Consider the following 16,571-nt stretch of genomic DNA (forward strand, 5'->3'; position numbering starts at 1 on the left):
GAGCCATGCGTGCGCCCGCCATGACGGCACCGCCCACGCCAGTCGCAGCGGCACCGATTGCGACGCCCGTGCCGACCGCGCCGACAGCAGCGCCGGCCATCGCGCCCGCGCCAAGCTGTGGCGCGCCGGACACCAGACCCGTGGCTATGCCAGGGCCGAAGATGCCCAGCGCCAGCAGCGCGAGCGAGGCCAGCATCACGACCAGCGCATGGTCGATGGATGGATCGTCGGGATGAACCTGGAACTCCGCGAACAGGCCCGAGCCGATGCCGACGATGACGGCCAATACCAAGACCTTGATGCCGGACGAGACCACGTTGCCGAGCACCTTTTCCGCGAGGAACGAGGTCTTGTTCCAGAGCGCGAACGGAATCAAGACGAAGCCGGCGAGCGTGGTCAGCTTGAACTCGATCAGCGTGATGAAAAGCTGTACCGCCAGCACGAAGAAGCAGAGGATCACCACCAGCCAGGCCAGGAACAGCACCACGATCGGATCAAGGTTGGTGAACACCTCGGGGAAGCCGGGCATATCCCCGATCTGTTCCAAGATCGGCGCCCCAGCGTCGATGCCCGTCTTCGCCAGCCGTCCCGGCTGGAGAAAGTTCTCCATGCTCAACGTCGAGCCGGTGGCCGTCAGGCCCAGGCCGGCGAACGACCTGAACACGATGCCCGACAGCCAGTTGAAGTTGTTGATGATGTAGGCGAAGGCACCGACGTAGAGCACCTTGCGCAGCAGCTTGGCGATCACGTCCTCGCCCTGGCCGGTGGCGTGGCTCATCGCCCAGTACAAACCGGCGATGGTCATGTCGATGACGATCAGCGTGGCGGTCAGGAACGCCACTTCGCCTTGCAACAGCCCGAACCCGGAGTCGATGTAGCGTGAGAACGTATCGAGGAAGCGGTCGATGATGGTCACGTCGTTCATGGCGTCTCCCCTCCGATGGGTTCATCGAAGGTGGGCGGAATGGGCGGCAGCTCGGCCAGCGTCCGGTACTCGTCCGGCCCGGTCTGGCCGGCGAAGAAGCGTCGGCGGAAGGCTTCGGCGGTGGCCTGGCAAGCGTCCTCGCCCACGGCCTGCCGGTCGGCCGCGCATTGCGCACGCAATGCCTTGAGCCGCACGGAATCGGCAACCAAGGCGTCGGCGAGGTTCTCGGTGGGCCGCTGGCCGCAGGCAGCCAGCAGCACGGTCAGCAGGACGGAAGCGCATCGCATGGCCGCCTCCGGTCAGTTGCCGTAAAAATCGACGCGCTGCGGCGTGTACGGCGTTCCGGTGCCCAGGAAGCGCCGCCGCACTTCGCGGGCGCGTTCGGCGGCCGCAGCTTGCCGCGCCAGTTCGAGCGAGGCAGCGCGGTCTTGCGTGATCTGGAGCTGCTGGGACTGGATCGACTGCTTGGCCTGGAGCGCGAGAAGCTGGTTGGTCGTCTGCATGGCTTGCAGCGCGCCGGTGGCCGACTGGCTCTGGCTCACGAGGTCGGCCAGCGCGCCTTCGTCTTCGCGCAAGTTCTGCGACACCTGCGCCTGCATCCGCATCGCCGTATGCAGGCCATCGAGCGTGTTCTTCCACCGCTCTCGGGCATCGCGGAACATCTGATCGCCGCTGACGGTGGCGGCGTACTGCTCGGGGTACAGCCGCGCGAAATCGCGGTCGAGATTCTGCACGTCGTAAGCCAGCCCCTGCGCCTCGGCGATCAGACGCTCGGTGGTGGCGAGCGTCGAGCGCAGCCGGTTGACGATGTTGAAATCCAGATTCGCCAGGTTGCGCGCCTGGTTCATCAGCATCTGGGCTTCGTTCTGGAGTTGCTGAATCTGGTTGTTGATCTGCTCCAGCGTGCGGATGGCCGTCAGCGTGTTCTGCACGAGGTTCGTGGGATCGACCACGACCCATTGCGCATGAACGGTGGAAGCGGTGCAAAGCATGGCCGCGACGGTGGCCGCGAGAAGACGCTTCTTCATGGCAGGTTCTCCTGTGGTTGGGAAAGGAACGAAGCGGCCGCCGGTGCGGACGGCAGCAGGTCGGCGGCCCAATCGAGGCCGCGATGGCGCAACCACTCGCCGGCGAAGCCGGGTGCGCCGGCCTGCGTCAGCACGCGGTCGATGTCGCGTTGGTCTTGCGGTGTGGAAGCGCCCGCGAACGCGAGCGCGGCCGGCCCCAGGTCGAGGTCGAACAGGCGATTGCCGAGGCGCGATTGGTAGTAGTAGTCGCGCTTGGGCTGCGCGCTGGCGACGATTTCGATTTGCCGGCTGTTGAGGCCGAAGCCCTCGTAGATCGTGCGAATCTGCGGCTCGGTGGCCTGTGGGTTGGGCAAGAAAATCCTGCTCGCGCAGCTTTCGATGATCGCGGGCGCGATGGTCGAATCCTTGATGTCCGCCAGGCTCTGCGTGGCGAAGATGACGCTGACGTTCTTTTTCCTGAGCGTCTTGAGCCATTGGCGGATGCGGGCCGCAAAGGACGGCTCATCGAGGAACAGCCACGCCTCATCGAGAATCAGCAGCGTGGGCGCACCGTCGAAACGCTCGTCGAAGCGGGCGAACAGGTAGCGCAGCACCGCTTGCACTGCGGCGGGGCTGTGCATCAGCTCTTCCATCTCGAAGCCCTGCACGCCGGCCATGCCCAGCCGGTCGTGGTCGGCGTCCAGCAGCTTTCCATGCGCGCCGCCCAGGACATAAGGCGCGAGTGCCTGGCGCAGCGCGTTCGATTGCAGCAGCACGGAAAGCCCGGTCATCGTGCGCTGTTCCTGCGGCGCACCGGCGAGGCTGCCCAGCGCCGACCAGATTGCGGCCTTCTCGTCCGGGCCGACGGTCACGCCTTCATGCAGCAGGCGACCTTCCACCCATTCGGCGGCCCAGGAGCGGTAGCCCTCATGGTCGATGCGGGCGAGCGGCTGGAACGCGATGCCGCCATCGGCGCCCAGGTCGTAGTGCTCGCCGCCCAGGCCGAGGATGGTGGCGCGCATGGAGCGGCCCATGTCGAAGGCGAAGATCCGCGAGCCGAAGTAGCGGCGGAACTGCAAGGCCAGCGTCGCCAGCAGTACCGACTTGCCCATGCCGGTCGGGCCGGCGACCAGCGTATGCCCTACGTCGCCGATATGCGTGACCAGCCGGAACGGCGTCGCGCCATCGGTGCGGGTGACGATCAGCGGCGGGCCGTCGAGGTGGTCGTTCTTCTCCGGCCCGGCCCATACCGCAGACAGCGGCATCATGTGCGCCAGGTTCAGCGTCGAGACGATGGGCTGGCGCACGTTCGCGTAGGCGTTGCCGGGGATGGACGACAGCCACGCATCGACGGCGTTCAAGGTTTCGGGAATGGTCACGAAACCCCGGCCCTGGATGACGCGCTCCACCATGCGCAGCTTCTCGTCCGCCACGGCCGGGTCGGCATCGAGCACCGTCACCGTGGCGGTGAGATAGCCGAACGCGACTTGATCGCTGCCCAGTTCCTGCAAGGCCGCGTCGGCGTCGGCGGCCTTGTTGCTGGCGTCGGTATCGACCAGCGGGCTTTCCTGCTGGAAGATCGTTTCGCGCAGCAGCGCGACGACGTTCTTCCGTTTCGCAAACCACTGGCGGCGCAGGCGGCCGAGTTCCTTTTCCGCCTCGGCCTTGTCCATGCAAAGAAAGCGCGTACTCCAGCGATAGGCAAAGCCCAGGCGGTTGAGGTCGTCCAGCAGGCCCGGCCAGGTCGAGGTCGGAAAGCCGCGCACCGACACCACGCGCAGGTGCTGGTCGCCCAGCGTGGGCGCCAGGCCACCGACCAGCGCGGAGTCGGCCAGCAGCGCATCCAGATGGAAAGGCACTTCGGGGACGCCGAAGCGATAGCGCCGCGTCGAGACGGTTGCGTGCAGGTAGGTCAGCGTCTGGCTGTCGTCCAGCCAGGCGATTTCCGGCATCACGCCGTCGAGCAGGTCGAACACGCGATCGGTTTCCGCCACGAAAGCATCGAGTCGGCCGTCCCAATCCACGCCATCGCCGGGCGCGTTCTCGTAGAGCAGCTTGGCGGCGCGGGCGCGGGATTCCTCCGGCGGCAGGAAAGCCACCGTCAGGTGATAGGCGCTCTCGAAGTGATGACCCGACTCCTCGAACGCGGCGCGACGTTCTTCATCGACCAGCCAGGACAACGGTTCGGGGAAGTCGGAATGCGGATAGTCGGCGGCGGATTGGCGCTCTGCCTCGATGAACAAGGCCCAGCCAGAACCCAGTCGGCGCAGCGCGTTGTTGAGCCGTGCAGACGCGGCGATCAACTCGCCTTGCGTGGCGCTGTCCAGATCGGGGCCGCGGAATCGTGCCGTGCGCTGGAAACTGCCGTCCTTATTCAAGACGACGCCGGGCGCGACCAGCCCGGCCCACGGCAGCCAGTCAGCAAGCAAGGCCGGGCGCTGGCGGTATTCGGCAAGGTTCAGCATCGCGGCATCCCCCTACACGTCGAGCAGCGGTTTGTGCTTGATGTGCCGGGCGAAGACCTGCATGAACTGCGGATCGACGCGCGCGCCCCACACCGCCAGCGAATGGCCGACGATCCAGAGCACCAGCCCCGGAAGCCACAGTTGCAGACCCAGCCCGACGGCGGCGGCCAGCGTGCCGTTGGCGATCGCCACGGTGCGCGGCGCACCGCCCAGCAGGATCGGCTCGGTAAGCGAGCGATGCAGCGGCACCTCGAAGCCCGGAAGATCGCTGGCCGTACTCATACGACGGCCCCGCCGGAGAAGCTGAAGAACGACAGGAAGAACGAGGATGCGGCGAACGCGATGCTCAACCCGAAGACGATCTGGATGAGCTTGCGGAAGCCGCCCGACGTGTCGCCGAAGGCGAGTGCCAGGCCCGTGGCGATGATGATGATGACAGCGACGATGCGCGCCACCGGCCCCTGGATGGAATCGAGGATGGATTGCAGCGGGCCTTCCCACGGCATCGAGGAACCGGCGGCCTTCGCCGTGCCGGCTGTCATCAGCATGACGGCGGCCAGCAGCAGGCCGTGTGCCGGCGCGGCCAGACGCCGCAGGCGCGCGAGGATTGAGGCCGGATTTACGGAAAAACGGAAAGCAACAGCGTTCATCTGCGTCATGGCAGTTCTCCAGGGTGGTCAGGGGACGGGAAAGAAGGCGGCAGCGCGGGAAACGGCGTTTCCATCGCATCCGCCAGGCGGTAGCCGGTGGCGTCGAAGCCATTGAGGCGAGCAATGCTTTCGACGTGGCGCTTGCGGCCACGACCGGCGATGTGGATGACGACGTTGACCGCTTCGGCGATCAGTGCCCGCGGCGGATTCACCGCGACTTCGAGAATCAACTGTTCGAGGCGCAGCAGCGCACCCAGCGCGGAACCGGCGTGGATCGTGGCGATGCCGCCCGGATGCCCCGTGCCCCACACTTTGATGAGGTCGAGGGCTTCGCCGCCGCGCACTTCGCCGACGATCACGCGATCCGGGCGCAGCCGCATCGTGGCGCGCACCAACTCAGTCATCGTCACGACGCCCGCACGGGTGCGCAACGGCACGTGGTCGCGGGCCGCGCATTGCAGCTCGATGGTGTCTTCGAGCACCAGCACACGGTCGCCGGTGGCGGCGATCTCGGCCAGCAGCGCGTTCGCCAGCGTGGTCTTGCCGGTGCTGGTGCCGCCGGCGATAAGGATGTTCTGCCGCTCGCGCACAGCGCGGCGCAGGAACTCGGCCTGCCCGGCGGTCAGGATGCCGTCGGCCACATAGCGATCCAGGCCGATGATGCTCACGGCGCGCTTGCGCAGCGCGAACGCCGGGCCTGGCGCGGCCGGCGGCAAGATGCCCTCGAAGCGTTCGCCCGTCTCCGGCAGCTCGGCGGTCAGCAACGGTTGGCCGCGATGCACTTCCGCGCCGACGTGGGCCGCGACCAGCCGGATGATGCGTTCGCCATCGGCTTCGGGCAGTTCCACGCCCAACGGCGCACGGCCCGACGACAGCCGATCGACCCATAGTGTGCGGTCGGGGTTGAGCATGACTTCCACCACGTCCGGGTCTTCGAGCGCGGTGGCGATCACCGGCCCCATTGCGGTACGCAGCATCTGGATGCGGCGATCCAGCGAGGTCGCGGCGGACGAACGAGGCTCGGGCGGGAACTGCGGAACGGCACTCATGAGGCACGCTCCCGCGCTTCGGCCAGCGCCGCCGCGTCATCCATCCGTGCGGTGTCCGGGTGCAGTTCTTCCACCACGTCGCGCACGAGGCTGCGTCCGCGCAGCAGGTGGCGGCCGAGTTGTTCGACGAACTGCTCGAAACGGGCCTTGCCCTGGGCGCGGGCGGCTTCCTGATGGGCTTCGGGAACCGGCGTGCTGACGGTCAGGAAGTAGCGGACGAACAGCGCCAGCGTTTCGATCTGGATGTTCTGGTCGCGCTCCAGGCGCTCGGTCTGGCGCGACAGCCGATCCAGCCGCTTGGCGATGGCCGCCTCGCGCTGGTCGCCCGCGTCCGGCGACAACCATGACGCCAGCGCCGCCGCGACGATGCTGGATTTCGACACGCCTTTCTTGGCGGCCAATTCGTCCAGGCGTTTGGCATGCTCGGGCTGAATGAACAGGTTGAGTCGGTATTGGCTCATAGGTCGATTCCGTCGTTGGGGTTCAGCGATGCCAGCCGGGCCGTGCGTTGCATCGCGGGATCGAGCTGGCCGAGATGCGGCAGCGGCAGGTCGTCGTCATCGAGCAGCCCCAGGTCGTTGCCTGCGGACAGCGGTTCGGGGCTGTATTCGGTGACTTCGGTCAGCTCCGGCTGGCGGCGCGGGCCGCCGTCATCGGGGCCGCCCAGGGCATCAGCGGCTACCGTCGCCGGTGCGGCGGGTACGGCCGGGATCGCCAAGCCGCTCCAGTCGTCGGCGCTGGCTGGTGGTGCGTCGGCATAGCGTCCTGCCGCCAGCACGGGCGGTGGCAGCACGCGCCGCTTGAAATTTGCGTCCGCGTAGTAGCGCAGCTTCTTCGCCTTGATCGGTGCGACGCTGGACACCATCACCACGGATTCATCGGGCGGAAGCTGCATCACTTCGCCCGGCGTCAGCAGCGGCCGCGCCGTTTCCTGCCGCGACACCATCAGGTGCCCGAGCCACGGCGCGAGCCGGTGGCCGGCGTAGTTGCGCTGCGCGCGCAGTTCGGTCGCGGTGCCCAGCGTCTCGGAGATGCGCTTGGCAGTGCGCTCGTCGTTGGTGGCGAACGTCACCCGGACGTGGCAGTTGTCGAGGATGGAATGGTTTTGCCCATACGCCTTGTCGATCTGGTTGAGCGACTGCGCGATCAGGAAGCTGCGGATGCCATAGCCGGCCATGAAAGCCAGCGCCGTCTCGAAGAAGTCCAGGCGGCCCAGTGCTGGGAACTCGTCGAGCATCAGCAGCAGTTTGTGGCGGCGTTCGATGCCATCGGAACCATCGAGAGATTCAGTAAGCCGCCGCCCGATCTGGTTGAGAATCAGCCGGATCAGGGGCTTGGTGCGGCTAATGTCCGAAGGCGGCACCACCAGATACAGCGATACCGGATGCTCGGCGGAAATCAGGTCGGCGATGCGCCAGTCGCAGCGCGACGTGACTTCCGCCACCGTGGGGTCGCGGTACAGGCCGAGGAACGACATGGCGGTGGAGAGCACGCCCGACCGCTCGTTGTCCGACTTGTTCAGGACTTCCCGCGCGGCGGACGCAACAACCGGGTGCGGCGCATCGCCCAGGTGCTTCGTCGTCATCATCCGGTGCAGCGTCAGCTCGAACGGGCAAGCCGGATCGGAGAGGAAATTAGCGACGCCCCGCAGCGTCTTGTCCTCGCCGGCATAGAGCACATGCAGGATCGCGCCGACCAGCAGCGCGTGACTGGTCTTCTCCCAATGGTTCCTGCGTTCGAGCGCACCATCGGGATCGACCAGAATGTCCGCCACGTTCTGCACGTCGCGCACCTCATGCGCGCCGCGCCGCACTTCCAGCAGCGGGTTGTAGGCGGCCGACTTCGCATCCGTCGGGTTGAACAGCAGGCAATGTGAGAAGCGCGAGCGCCAGCCGGCCGTCAGCGTCCAGTTCTCGCCCTTGATGTCGTGGATGACGGCGGACGCGGGCCAGGACAGCAGCGTCGGCACCACCAGGCCCACGCCCTTGCCCGAGCGCGTGGGCGCGAAGGTCAGGACGTGTTCCGGGCCTTCATGGCGGAGATAGTCGTTGCGGTACTTGCCGAGGAAGACGCCGGCAGGCTGGTCGAGGCCGGCCTTGCGAATGTCGGCAACGTCGGCCCAGCGCGCCGAGCCGTAAGTCGTGACCAGCTTGGCCTGCCGCGAGCGCCAGACCGACATGGCAATGGCGACCGCCACGGCCAGCAGGCCGCCACCACCTGCAATTGCGCCGCCCGTGTCGAAGACATGCGGCGCATAGGCATCGAAGAAGAACCACCACTCGAACAGCTTCCACGGGTAGTAAACCGGCGTGCCGAAGAAATCGAACCAGGGCGAGCCAAGGCGTAGCTGATAGCCCAATGCGGCGGCTGTCCATTGCGTGGCACCCCACACACCGGCGATCACGATGCCGAAGACGGCGGCGATCTGCCCGAACAACACGCCCTGACCTTGCATAGACTGGCCTCCGATTTGCCTGCGCTGATTCCTCGTTCGAGAACGGCACAAGGACGTGCCCCATGACGTGAGGATCAGTGCCGGGTCGGTACCGGTCAAAGACCGTTATCGGAAGAAAGGTCGAGTAATTGGAAAGAATTGGAACTGCATCGAGCCAAGGAAAAACGCCGCAAGCGAAGGCGCGTTGCGGCGTGTCGAGCAGAAAAATGGAAGTTTCGTGGCGGATCGAACGCAATCAGAAATTGGGCGGCTCCTTCGGCGGTGTGTAGGGCGTATCGCCATCACCATAGAACCGCTTGCGCGTGGCTTCGGCCACCCGGTTGCACAGCGCGTCGCCCAGCGTGGCACGATCGGTCTTGCACTGTTGGCGCAGCTCTTTCAGGCGCACAGGATCGGACGCCAGTTCTTCAACGGTCGGCACGTTCGTCTGCTTGGGCGTTTCGGATGGGCCGCAGGCAGTCAGCACCACGGCCAGCAAGAGCGGCATTGCCTTCTTCATGATTTGGGTTCCTCGGGGGGATCAGAAATATGACCTGGCGCAGGTCTGGCGACTTCGGGGGAGTCGATGGCCTGCACGCGCTCGACGAAACGGACCAGCGTTTCCGAAGGTTCGCTATCCAGGCGCAGCAAATAGGTCGTGAGCATCGGCGAGCGACCGACCAGCGGCCGCGCGACGACGCCCTTTTCCTGGCTGGCCGCGATATGTGCGGCGCCAGTCAGGCCCAGTGCAAAGCCTGCGGAAACCAGTGCCATCATCAGGTCGCAGGATGCCACCCGTTCGGCGACCAGTGGTTCCATGTCCAAACGGCGCAGCACACGATCAACCTGCCGGCAATGACCCTCGCACGCCTGCGGATCGCACAGCACCAGCGGATAGCGCAGCAGTTCTTCCAATGGAATGCGCTTGTGGGCCAGCAACGGATGCCGTGCCGGCACGGCTACCATCAGAGGATCGTTCCAGACGGGCAAGGCGACGATGCCATCGCCGACTTCATCGGCTCGGGCAAAGCCCACGTCGTACAGGTCATCGTGCAGCCCCTTGATCTGTTGTGCCAGCGGCACCTCGAAGAAGCGGATTTCGACTTCCGGTTCCTCCTGCCGGCACAGCGCCAGCAAGGCAGGTAGCCGCGAAGGCGTGATGCCGTCGGACAAGGCAATGCGCAACTGGCCATGGAAGCCGTTGGCCGCTGCCTTCACGCTGTCGCGCGCCTGCTGCAAGGCGGCGAAGACGCGCGGCACATGATCCAGGAACAGCTTGCCCGCACGGGTTAACCGCGTGCTGCGGGTGGTGCGGGCGAACAGCACCACGCCCAGTTCTTCCTCCAGCTCCTTGATGGCACGCGACAGCGGCGATTGCTCGATATGCAGCCGCTCGGCCGCACGGGCGAAGTGCAGTTCTTCGGCAACGGCCAGGAAGCAGCGAAGGTGTCTTAGTTCCATCGTGTCCTCTGCATTGTCAGAACATCAGCCTTGGCAGCGAGCTACTGCCCTGCAACATCGCCGCCGCCGATGGCCTTGTGGATGGCGACAAACCGCTCCCGCAAGCGGCCGTCGCTGGCAACCTGTTCGCGGCGGGCCTGCAACCAAGTGCGCTGGGCATCGAGTACGGTTGCAAAATCCTCCAGGCCACCGCGATAGCGGGCCTGCGCCCAGGCGTAGGCTTGGGCACTGCTGTCCGTCTTTTGCTGCCACTGGCGCTGCGCCTGCTGTTCGGTGGCGTAACCGCTCAAAGCGTCATCCACTTCATGCCATGCCTTCAACACGGTCTGCTGCCAGGTGATGGCGGCTTCCTGCTGCTGCAACTCGCGCAGTCTGACGGTGGAGCGCCGTCGCCCGCTGTCGAAGATGGGCAGATCCAGGCTGGGGCCGATCGACCATGCGCGCGTGCCCCATTCACCGAAGCGTCCGCTTTCATAGGATTCGGAGCCAAAGTGCGCGCCCAGGCGGATGCCGGGGTACAGGCTGGCTTGGGCAATACCGATCTCGGCGGTCGCCCGATGCAGCCGGGCCTCGGCGGCGCGGATATCCGGTCGGCGGCGTACAAGTTCGGATGGCAGGCCCAGGGCGTAGTCCGGCATGGGCTGCGTCTCGTCAGGCGCTTTGGATGCGGCCAGCATCTGCCGCAGTTCTCCAGGCCGGGTGCCCAACAGCAGGCCGATACGGTTGACGCCCTGAACTTCCTGTTCCAACAGGCCAGGAAGCTGCGCACGCAGCCCTGCCAGTTGCGTGCGCTGGCCTTCTGTGTCCAGGTCGCTGCCCAGGCCGTGGCGCACCTGCGCCTGGATCAGTTCGAGCCGGGTCTGCAATGCTTCGATATCGTCGCGAGCCAACCCGATCAGCCGCTGTGTGGTGCGCAACTCGAAGTAGCTGCGTGCCAGCTCACTGGCGATGCTCAGGCGCGCGGCGTCGAGCAAGGCGGCCGAGGCGTCGATGTCGGCATCGGCCGCTTCTACCGAGCGCCGCACGCGGCCCCACAGGTCTAGTTCCCAGCTCGCGTCGAAGCCAGCCTGATAGAAGGTGTAGGGTTCGCCCAGTACTTCGGCCAGGGCGTCGCGGTTGCCGCCAGCCAATTGATCCAGGACGCGGTAGTTGGCGGCGTACTCGCTGGTGCGCTGGCGGGATGCGCCGGCCTCGATCCCGACAGCCGGCCCGCGCTGTGCTGCCACCGTCTGGCGTTGCACGCGAGCCTGGGCATAGCGCAGCGCGGCAGTCTGCAAGTCGGGACTGGCTTCCAGGGCACGCTGCTGCAAGTGGTCTAGCGTGGCGTCGTCGAAGACGCGCCACCATTGTGCCGAAGGCGACCCTGGCGAGCCGGCCGGCCCAACGACCTCGGCCCCGCCGCTGCGCCAGGAAGACCAATCATCCGGCGCTGGGACGGGCGCGGGTCTGAAGTCGGGGCCGACTGCGCACCCGGTCAGCGCCAGGGCCAGCAGGCTAGGAACCAATGGGCGAAGGGAAAGGAAGATCATGGCATGGCTCCCGTCAGGCAAAGCGGTTGCGGAACAGCCACGCGGCCAGCGGCAAGGTGACGGCGGCTACGGCCAGCATGGGAATGAAGTCGGCGGCCACGTCGGCCAGACCCGCGCCTTCCAGGTACACGCGGCGCACCAGATCGATGGCGAAGCGCAGCGGATTGGCGTAGGTGGCGACCTGCAAGCCATCGGGCATGTTGCGCACCGGCGTAATCAGGCCCGAGAGCAGGATCAGCGGCATCATCAGCACGAAGGCGTAGACCATCGCCTGCTGCATGTTGGCCGACAGCGCGGAGACCGACAGGCCGATGCCCACGCAGGCCGTGGTGAACACCAGCAGCCCGAGGTAAAGCGTGGACACTGCGCCCGCCATCGGGATGCGGAACCAGAACAGCGCGATGGCAAGGATCAGGCTGGCCTGGATCACGCCGACCAGCACCGCCGGCAGCGCCTTGCCGATCAGGATGTCGGTGGGCGTCAGCGGCGTGACCAGTAACTGGTCGAAGGTGCCCTGTTCGCGCTCGCGCGCCACCGACAGCGCCGCCAGAATCAGTGTCTGGATCATGCTCAGCGCCGCGATCAGGCCCGGCACGGTATTCCAGCGCGTCTCCAGGTTCGGGTTGAACCAGGCCCGCGTCTCGATCCGTACCGGGGACAGCATGGCGCCCGGCAGGCGGGCGTTGTAGTCAGCCACCAGCGCGGCGACGTGCCCGGCCGCCATGCCCGCCGTGGTCGAGTTGCGGCCGTCGAGCACCAGTTGCACCGGCGCGTCCTGGCCTGCGGCGATACGCTCGGCGAAGTCGGGTGCGATGTGCAGCACCATCAGGGCCTGGCTGCCGTCGATGACCTTCGCGATCTCGGCGGGCGTGCGCAGCGTGGCGACATGCCGGAACACGCCGGCGGCGTCGAAGCGGGCGATCAGCTCGGTGGACGCCGCGCTGCGGCTCTGGTCGAGCACCGCATAGGGGACGTGGTTGAGGTCGTAGGTGGCGCCGTAGCCGAACATCATGGTCTGCACCAGGACCGGCGCGATCAGGATCACCCGGTTGGCCGGATCTTTAAGAATGGCCAGCAGTTCCTTGCGGCAGAGAAAGCCGATGCGGCGGATGAAGGCGATGAAAGTCTCCATTTCCGTCAGTCCAGGCGCTTGCGCGTGCGCAGTCGTGCCGCGTTGAAGAGGAGCACGGCATAGCCGGCCAGCACCGCCCAGTTCCGCGCGATCATCGGCCAGTGGTCGCCGGCCAGGAACGAGGTCTTGATCAGTTCCATGAACCAGGTCGCCGGCAGGATGGAGCCCACCACCCGCACCGGCGCGGGCACGTTGCGCAGGTCGAACAGGAAGCCCGAGAGCATCAGCGCCGGCAGGAAGCTGGCCAGCACCACGATCTGGCTGGCCAGGAACTGGTTGCGCGTGGCGGCGGAGATCAGCAGGCCCATGCCCAGCGCCACGAACAGGTAGAGCGTCGAACTGACCAGCAGCACGGTCAGCGAACCGTGCAGCGGCACCTGGAACAGCAGCCGCGCCGCCAGCACGCAGAGCGCCAGCCCGAGCATGCCGACCGCGAAATACGGGATGAGCTTGGCCAGCAGGATTTCCATCGACCGCACCGGCGTGACGAACAGCGCTTCGAGCGTGCCGCGCTCCCATTCCCGCGCCACCACCAGCGCCGTCAGGAAGGCGCCCACCAGGGTCATGATCAGTGCGATCAACCCCGGCACCAGATACCAGGTGCTGGTGTTGGCGGCGTTGAACCACATGCGCTCGACCACCCGAACGCCCGGCGGCGCACCGGCCCAACCCAGGCGGTCGGCCTGCTGCTGTTGCCAGTGGGCGATGGCGCCGTTGACGTAGCGCCCCAGCGTGGCCGCACTGTTGGCGTCGGTGCCGTGCAGCAGCAGTTGAATCCGGCCATCACCCGCTGCGAGCCGGCGGGAGAAGTCGGCCGGCACGCGCACGATGCCATCGACCCGGCGTTCGCGCAGAAGTTGCTCGGCCTCGGGAAAGGTGTTGACCCAGGTCGGCGACAGATAGGGCGAACCGGCCAGGCCCGCCACCACGTCGCGCGCCGTGGGCGAGGCATCTTCCAGCACCACGGCCAAGGGGGCGTCGCGCGTGTCCAGCGACAGCCCGTAGCCGAAGATCAGGATCAGCACGATGGGCAGCACGATGCCGATGGCCAGGTTGCTCGGATCGCGCAGCAACTGGCGAAACTCCTTGCGGGTCAGCGCCGCAAGCCGTCGGCGGAAGCTGCCGTGCGATGCATGCGCCTGTCCGCTCATGACACAGCTTCCACATGCCGAAGCTGTGCGCGCGCCTGCTCGACGACGGCGATGAAGGCCGCGTTCATGTCGGCCGCGCCGCCGTCGCCCGCGCGTCGGCGCACGTCGTGCGGCGTGCCGATGGCGAGCAGCGTGCCCGCGTCCTGGATCACGATGCGGTCGCAGTATTCGGCTTCCTCCATGAAATGGGTGGTGACGACGATGGTGGTGCCCGCCGCCGCCAATGCGGTGATGCGGCGCCAGAACGCACGCCGGGCCAGCGGGTCGATGCCGCTGGTGGGTTCGTCCAGGAACAGGATGTCCGGCACATGCAGCAGCGCAGCGGCCATCGCCAGTCGCTGCTTGTAACCGCCCGGCAGGTCGCCGCTGCGCGCATGGGCCTGTTGCGCCAGGTCGTACTGCTGCAGCAGCGTGGCGATGCGCTCGCGCAAGGCCGCGCCCGACAGGCCATAGGCGCCGCCGAAGAACGCCAGATTCTCGGCGACGGAAAGATTGCCGTAGAGCGCGAACTTCTGCGACACGTAGCCGATGCGCCGCCGCGCTGCCGCCCGCGCGGTGCGCAGGTCCACGCCCGCCACGCGCAGATGGCCGCTGCTGGCCGGCAGCAGGCCGCAGAGCATGCGGAAGGTCGTGGTCTTGCCCGCGCCATTGGGGCCGAGCAGACCGAAGATTTCCCCGCGCCGCACGCTGAAGGTGGTGCTGGCGACGGCCGTGAAGTCCCCGAAACGGCGCACCAGGTCGCGGACTTCGATGGCGGGCGTCTGGTCGTCAGGCTCTGGCGGATGGCCGCTGCCGCGCTCGTCCGGCAGGTGTGGCACCTCGGCTGGCTGCTGCGCCCTCAACAGGGTGAGCACACCATCCTCCAGCCGCGCCGGGACGGTCTTGCATGCGGCGTCCCCCAGCAGCGCATGGATGCGTGCCGGGTCGGCATCCGGTCGCTGGATGAAGCGAACCTCGCCACCCTCTGGCACCGCGTCGATGATGCTGGCGGCCGCATCCAGCAAGCGGGCCTGCAACGTGCGGGCCGGCATGCCGGCGGGCGGCGTGGCGATGCGGCACAGCCCCTCCGCCGGTTCGCACAGCGATTGCGGGCGGCCTTCGGCCAGCACCTTGCCGTGGTGCAGCACGAACACCTGGGCGCAGCGCTCGGCCTCGTCCAGATAGGCGGTGCTGACAACGACGCTGAGCCGGTCTTCCTCCACCAGTTGCTGCACGATCTGCCACAGTTCGCGGCGCGACAGCGGATCGACGCCAACGGTGGGCTCGTCCAGCAGCAACAGATCGGGCGATCGCACCAGGGTGCAGGCCAGCCCCAGCTTCTGTTTCATGCCGCCGGAGAGCTGGCCGGCAAGCCGTCCGGTGAAGCGGGCCAGGTCAGTCATCGCCAGCAGGCGCGAGAAACGCTCGCGCCGCTGCGCAAGGGCCACGCCGTGCAAATCAGCGTACAGGTCGAGGTTTTCCTGCACGCTCAAGTCCTCATAGAGGCCGAAGCGCTGCGGCATGTAGCCGATGCGATCCTGCACTACCTGCGGCTGCACGGCCACGTCCAGACCCAGCACATGCAGCGCACCCGCAGTCGGGCGCATCAGCCCGGCAACCAGCCGCAGCAGCGTGGTCTTGCCCGCGCCATCGGGGCCGACCAGCGCCGTCAGGCGGCCGGCCGGGATGTCCAGCGCAACGCCATCGAGCGCCGGGACACCGCTGAACGATTTGACCAGGCCACGCGCCTGTACCACCGGCGCCGCCGTCATGGGTGCCTGCCTCGCGGCGCGTCGAGCGCCAGCGTCACGGTGGCCGGCATACCCAGGCGCAGGCGGTCGTCGGTATCCCGAACACGCACGCGAATCTCGTAGACCAGGCTGGTGCGCAACTCCTCGGTCTGCACCGATTTCGGGGTGAACTCGGCCACCGACGAGATATATCCCACCGTCCCGTCGATGGCTTGATCGGGATGGCTGTCGGTGCTGACCCGCGCCGGCATGCCGGCACGCACATGGCCCAACTGCGGTTCGGTGATATAGGCACGTATCCACTTCGGATCGGCCAGCGCCAACGCGAAGACCGGCTTCTGCGGCGAGGCCATGTCGCCGACCTCCAGCAAGCGCGAGCGGATCACTGCGGCGGCAGGCGCCTTCAATTCGGCTTGCGCCAGACGATGCTCCAGCAACGCCAGTTCCACACGTGTCGCGCGCAGTAGCGCCTCGGCCTCCGCGATGTCTTCGTCCCGTGGCCCCAATCGTGTCAGTTCCAGCGCCTTGCTGGCATCCTGCTTTTGAGCAAGCGCCACCCGTAGCCGGGCGGCGGCCTGTTCGAGTTCCTGTCGGCTGACTGCGCGGCCATCGGTGTCTTGAGCGATGTTGCGCAAACGGTTCAATTCTTGTTGGGCGAGAACCGTATCGGCTGCCGCCGCCTCTGCACGGGCCTGCGCCTGGCCGACTTCCTCCGGCCGAGAGCCGTTGCGCAGGCGCAGCAGCGCTTGCTCCTGGGCTTCGACCGCAGCGCGGGCTTGCTCTACCTGCAAGGCGAGCGTGCGGGTGTCGAGCACGGCCAACACCTGTCCGGGCTGCACCCGGTCGCCTTCCTCGGCGCGCAATTCGTGGATGCGCTCGCTGCCGCCGAAGGCGAGCGAGACCTGGCGGACATCGACATTGCCATATAGCACCAGCGCGTCGTCGGGTACTGTGGAACGGGTCATCCACCAGACTCCAGCCCCCACGAGGGCCAATGCGACGACTCCTGCGATGACCCGCTTTTTCATGATCGGACTC

Annotated in this window: 15 protein-coding genes and 1 pseudogene; all 16 read right to left on the bottom strand. The window is 66.9% G+C overall.

The genetic code is table 11. From position 1 onward, the window contains the following. A partial coding sequence (gene trbL / locus RWO33_RS08285; RefSeq protein ID WP_314104138.1) for a P-type conjugative transfer protein TrbL occupies positions 1 to 925 on the bottom strand: 925 nt, incomplete at its 3' end. Further along, entirely contained in the window at positions 922 to 1,212 is a 291-nt protein-coding gene (locus RWO33_RS08290) for a hypothetical protein (RefSeq protein WP_043550595.1), read from the bottom strand. The genes RWO33_RS08290 and trbL, both read right to left, overlap by 4 nt. 12 nt (positions 1,213 to 1,224) lie before the next feature. Continuing rightward, positions 1,225 to 1,953 (bottom strand): P-type conjugative transfer protein TrbJ, encoded by a 729-nt coding sequence (gene trbJ / locus RWO33_RS08295; protein ID WP_043550593.1) that lies wholly within the window; start codon positions 1,951 to 1,953, stop codon positions 1,225 to 1,227. Beyond that, positions 1,950 to 4,397, bottom strand: a complete 2,448-nt coding sequence (gene trbE, locus RWO33_RS08300; protein ID WP_043550591.1) for a conjugal transfer protein TrbE — start codon at positions 4,395 to 4,397, stop codon at positions 1,950 to 1,952. The genes trbJ and trbE overlap by 4 nt, the downstream gene beginning before the upstream one ends. A 12-nt stretch (positions 4,398 to 4,409) precedes the next feature. Beyond that, a complete protein-coding gene (locus tag RWO33_RS08305; protein ID WP_043550588.1) occupies positions 4,410 to 4,679 on the bottom strand; it encodes a VirB3 family type IV secretion system protein in 270 nt (89 codons plus the stop codon). Next, positions 4,676 to 5,056, bottom strand: coding sequence for a TrbC/VirB2 family protein (locus tag RWO33_RS08310; protein WP_043550586.1), 381 nt, complete (start codon positions 5,054 to 5,056; stop codon positions 4,676 to 4,678). Before RWO33_RS08310 ends, RWO33_RS08305 begins: the two co-directional genes overlap by 4 nt. Positions 5,057 to 5,103: 47 nt before the next feature. Next, positions 5,104 to 6,096, bottom strand: a pseudogene (gene trbB, locus RWO33_RS08315) (P-type conjugative transfer ATPase TrbB); the annotation flags it as partial. Next, a complete protein-coding gene (locus RWO33_RS08320) occupies positions 6,093 to 6,557 on the bottom strand; it encodes a ribbon-helix-helix protein, CopG family (RefSeq protein ID WP_174538046.1) in 465 nt (154 codons plus the stop codon). The pseudogene trbB and the gene RWO33_RS08320, both read right to left, overlap by 4 nt. Next, on the bottom strand, positions 6,554 to 8,551 hold the full coding sequence (locus RWO33_RS08325) for a conjugal transfer protein TraG (RefSeq protein ID WP_088170674.1): 1,998 nt from the start codon (positions 8,549 to 8,551) through the stop codon (positions 6,554 to 6,556). The genes RWO33_RS08320 and RWO33_RS08325 overlap by 4 nt, the downstream gene beginning before the upstream one ends. A gap of 235 nt (positions 8,552 to 8,786) precedes the next feature. Then, complete coding sequence (locus tag RWO33_RS08330; RefSeq protein ID WP_043550057.1) at positions 8,787 to 9,050, bottom strand: EexN family lipoprotein; 264 nt, start codon at positions 9,048 to 9,050, stop codon at positions 8,787 to 8,789. Beyond that, entirely contained in the window at positions 9,047 to 9,991 is a 945-nt protein-coding gene (locus RWO33_RS08335) for a LysR family transcriptional regulator (protein WP_043550059.1), read from the bottom strand. Before RWO33_RS08335 ends, RWO33_RS08330 begins: the two co-directional genes overlap by 4 nt. A 41-nt stretch (positions 9,992 to 10,032) precedes the next feature. Continuing rightward, the gene (locus RWO33_RS08340; protein ID WP_043550062.1) at positions 10,033 to 11,520 is read right to left on the bottom strand and encodes an efflux transporter outer membrane subunit; all 1,488 of its coding nucleotides are present in this window, start codon (positions 11,518 to 11,520) and stop codon (positions 10,033 to 10,035) included. Between the two features lie 13 nt (positions 11,521 to 11,533). Continuing rightward, positions 11,534 to 12,652, bottom strand: coding sequence for an ABC transporter permease (locus RWO33_RS08345; protein WP_043550065.1), 1,119 nt, complete (start codon positions 12,650 to 12,652; stop codon positions 11,534 to 11,536). 5 nt (positions 12,653 to 12,657) lie between these two features. Continuing rightward, positions 12,658 to 13,803, bottom strand: coding sequence for an ABC transporter permease (locus tag RWO33_RS08350; RefSeq protein ID WP_043550067.1), 1,146 nt, complete (start codon positions 13,801 to 13,803; stop codon positions 12,658 to 12,660). Next, positions 13,800 to 15,554, bottom strand: coding sequence for an ATP-binding cassette domain-containing protein (locus RWO33_RS08355; protein ID WP_088170673.1), 1,755 nt, complete (start codon positions 15,552 to 15,554; stop codon positions 13,800 to 13,802). Before RWO33_RS08355 ends, RWO33_RS08350 begins: the two co-directional genes overlap by 4 nt. Next, positions 15,551 to 16,498: an HlyD family efflux transporter periplasmic adaptor subunit gene (locus RWO33_RS08360; RefSeq protein ID WP_314104162.1), complete on the bottom strand. Its 948-nt coding sequence runs from the start codon at positions 16,496 to 16,498 to the stop codon at positions 15,551 to 15,553. Before RWO33_RS08360 ends, RWO33_RS08355 begins: the two co-directional genes overlap by 4 nt. Positions 16,499 to 16,571: the final 73 nt, after the last annotated feature.

Origin of the sequence: uncultured Stenotrophomonas sp. (assembly GCF_963519925.1) — a bacterium.
Taxonomy (GTDB): domain Bacteria; phylum Pseudomonadota; class Gammaproteobacteria; order Xanthomonadales; family Xanthomonadaceae; genus Stenotrophomonas; species Stenotrophomonas maltophilia_AE.

Bases quoted from the DNA above. Each gene is read 5' to 3' on its own strand.
- RWO33_RS08340 (WP_043550062.1), bottom strand. From the start codon at position 11,520: ATGATCTTCCTTTCCCTTCGCCCATTGGTTCCTAGCCTGCTGGCCCTG.
- RWO33_RS08320 (WP_174538046.1), bottom strand. From the start codon at position 6,557: ATGAGCCAATACCGACTCAACCTGTTCATTCAGCCCGAGCATGCCAAA.
- RWO33_RS08360 (WP_314104162.1), bottom strand. From the start codon at position 16,498: ATGACCCGTTCCACAGTACCCGACGACGCGCTGGTGCTATATGGCAAT.
- RWO33_RS08310 (WP_043550586.1), bottom strand. From the start codon at position 5,056: ATGACGCAGATGAACGCTGTTGCTTTCCGTTTTTCCGTAAATCCGGCC.
- RWO33_RS08305 (WP_043550588.1), bottom strand. From the start codon at position 4,679: ATGAGTACGGCCAGCGATCTTCCGGGCTTCGAGGTGCCGCTGCATCGC.
- trbJ (WP_043550593.1), bottom strand. From the start codon at position 1,953: ATGAAGAAGCGTCTTCTCGCGGCCACCGTCGCGGCCATGCTTTGCACC.
- RWO33_RS08330 (WP_043550057.1), bottom strand. From the start codon at position 9,050: ATGAAGAAGGCAATGCCGCTCTTGCTGGCCGTGGTGCTGACTGCCTGC.
- RWO33_RS08345 (WP_043550065.1), bottom strand. From the start codon at position 12,652: ATGGAGACTTTCATCGCCTTCATCCGCCGCATCGGCTTTCTCTGCCGC.
- RWO33_RS08335 (WP_043550059.1), bottom strand. From the start codon at position 9,991: ATGGAACTAAGACACCTTCGCTGCTTCCTGGCCGTTGCCGAAGAACTG.
- RWO33_RS08325 (WP_088170674.1), bottom strand. From the start codon at position 8,551: ATGCAAGGTCAGGGCGTGTTGTTCGGGCAGATCGCCGCCGTCTTCGGC.
- trbE (WP_043550591.1), bottom strand. From the start codon at position 4,397: ATGCTGAACCTTGCCGAATACCGCCAGCGCCCGGCCTTGCTTGCTGAC.
- RWO33_RS08350 (WP_043550067.1), bottom strand. From the start codon at position 13,803: ATGAGCGGACAGGCGCATGCATCGCACGGCAGCTTCCGCCGACGGCTT.
- RWO33_RS08290 (WP_043550595.1), bottom strand. From the start codon at position 1,212: ATGCGATGCGCTTCCGTCCTGCTGACCGTGCTGCTGGCTGCCTGCGGC.
- RWO33_RS08355 (WP_088170673.1), bottom strand. From the start codon at position 15,554: ATGACGGCGGCGCCGGTGGTACAGGCGCGTGGCCTGGTCAAATCGTTC.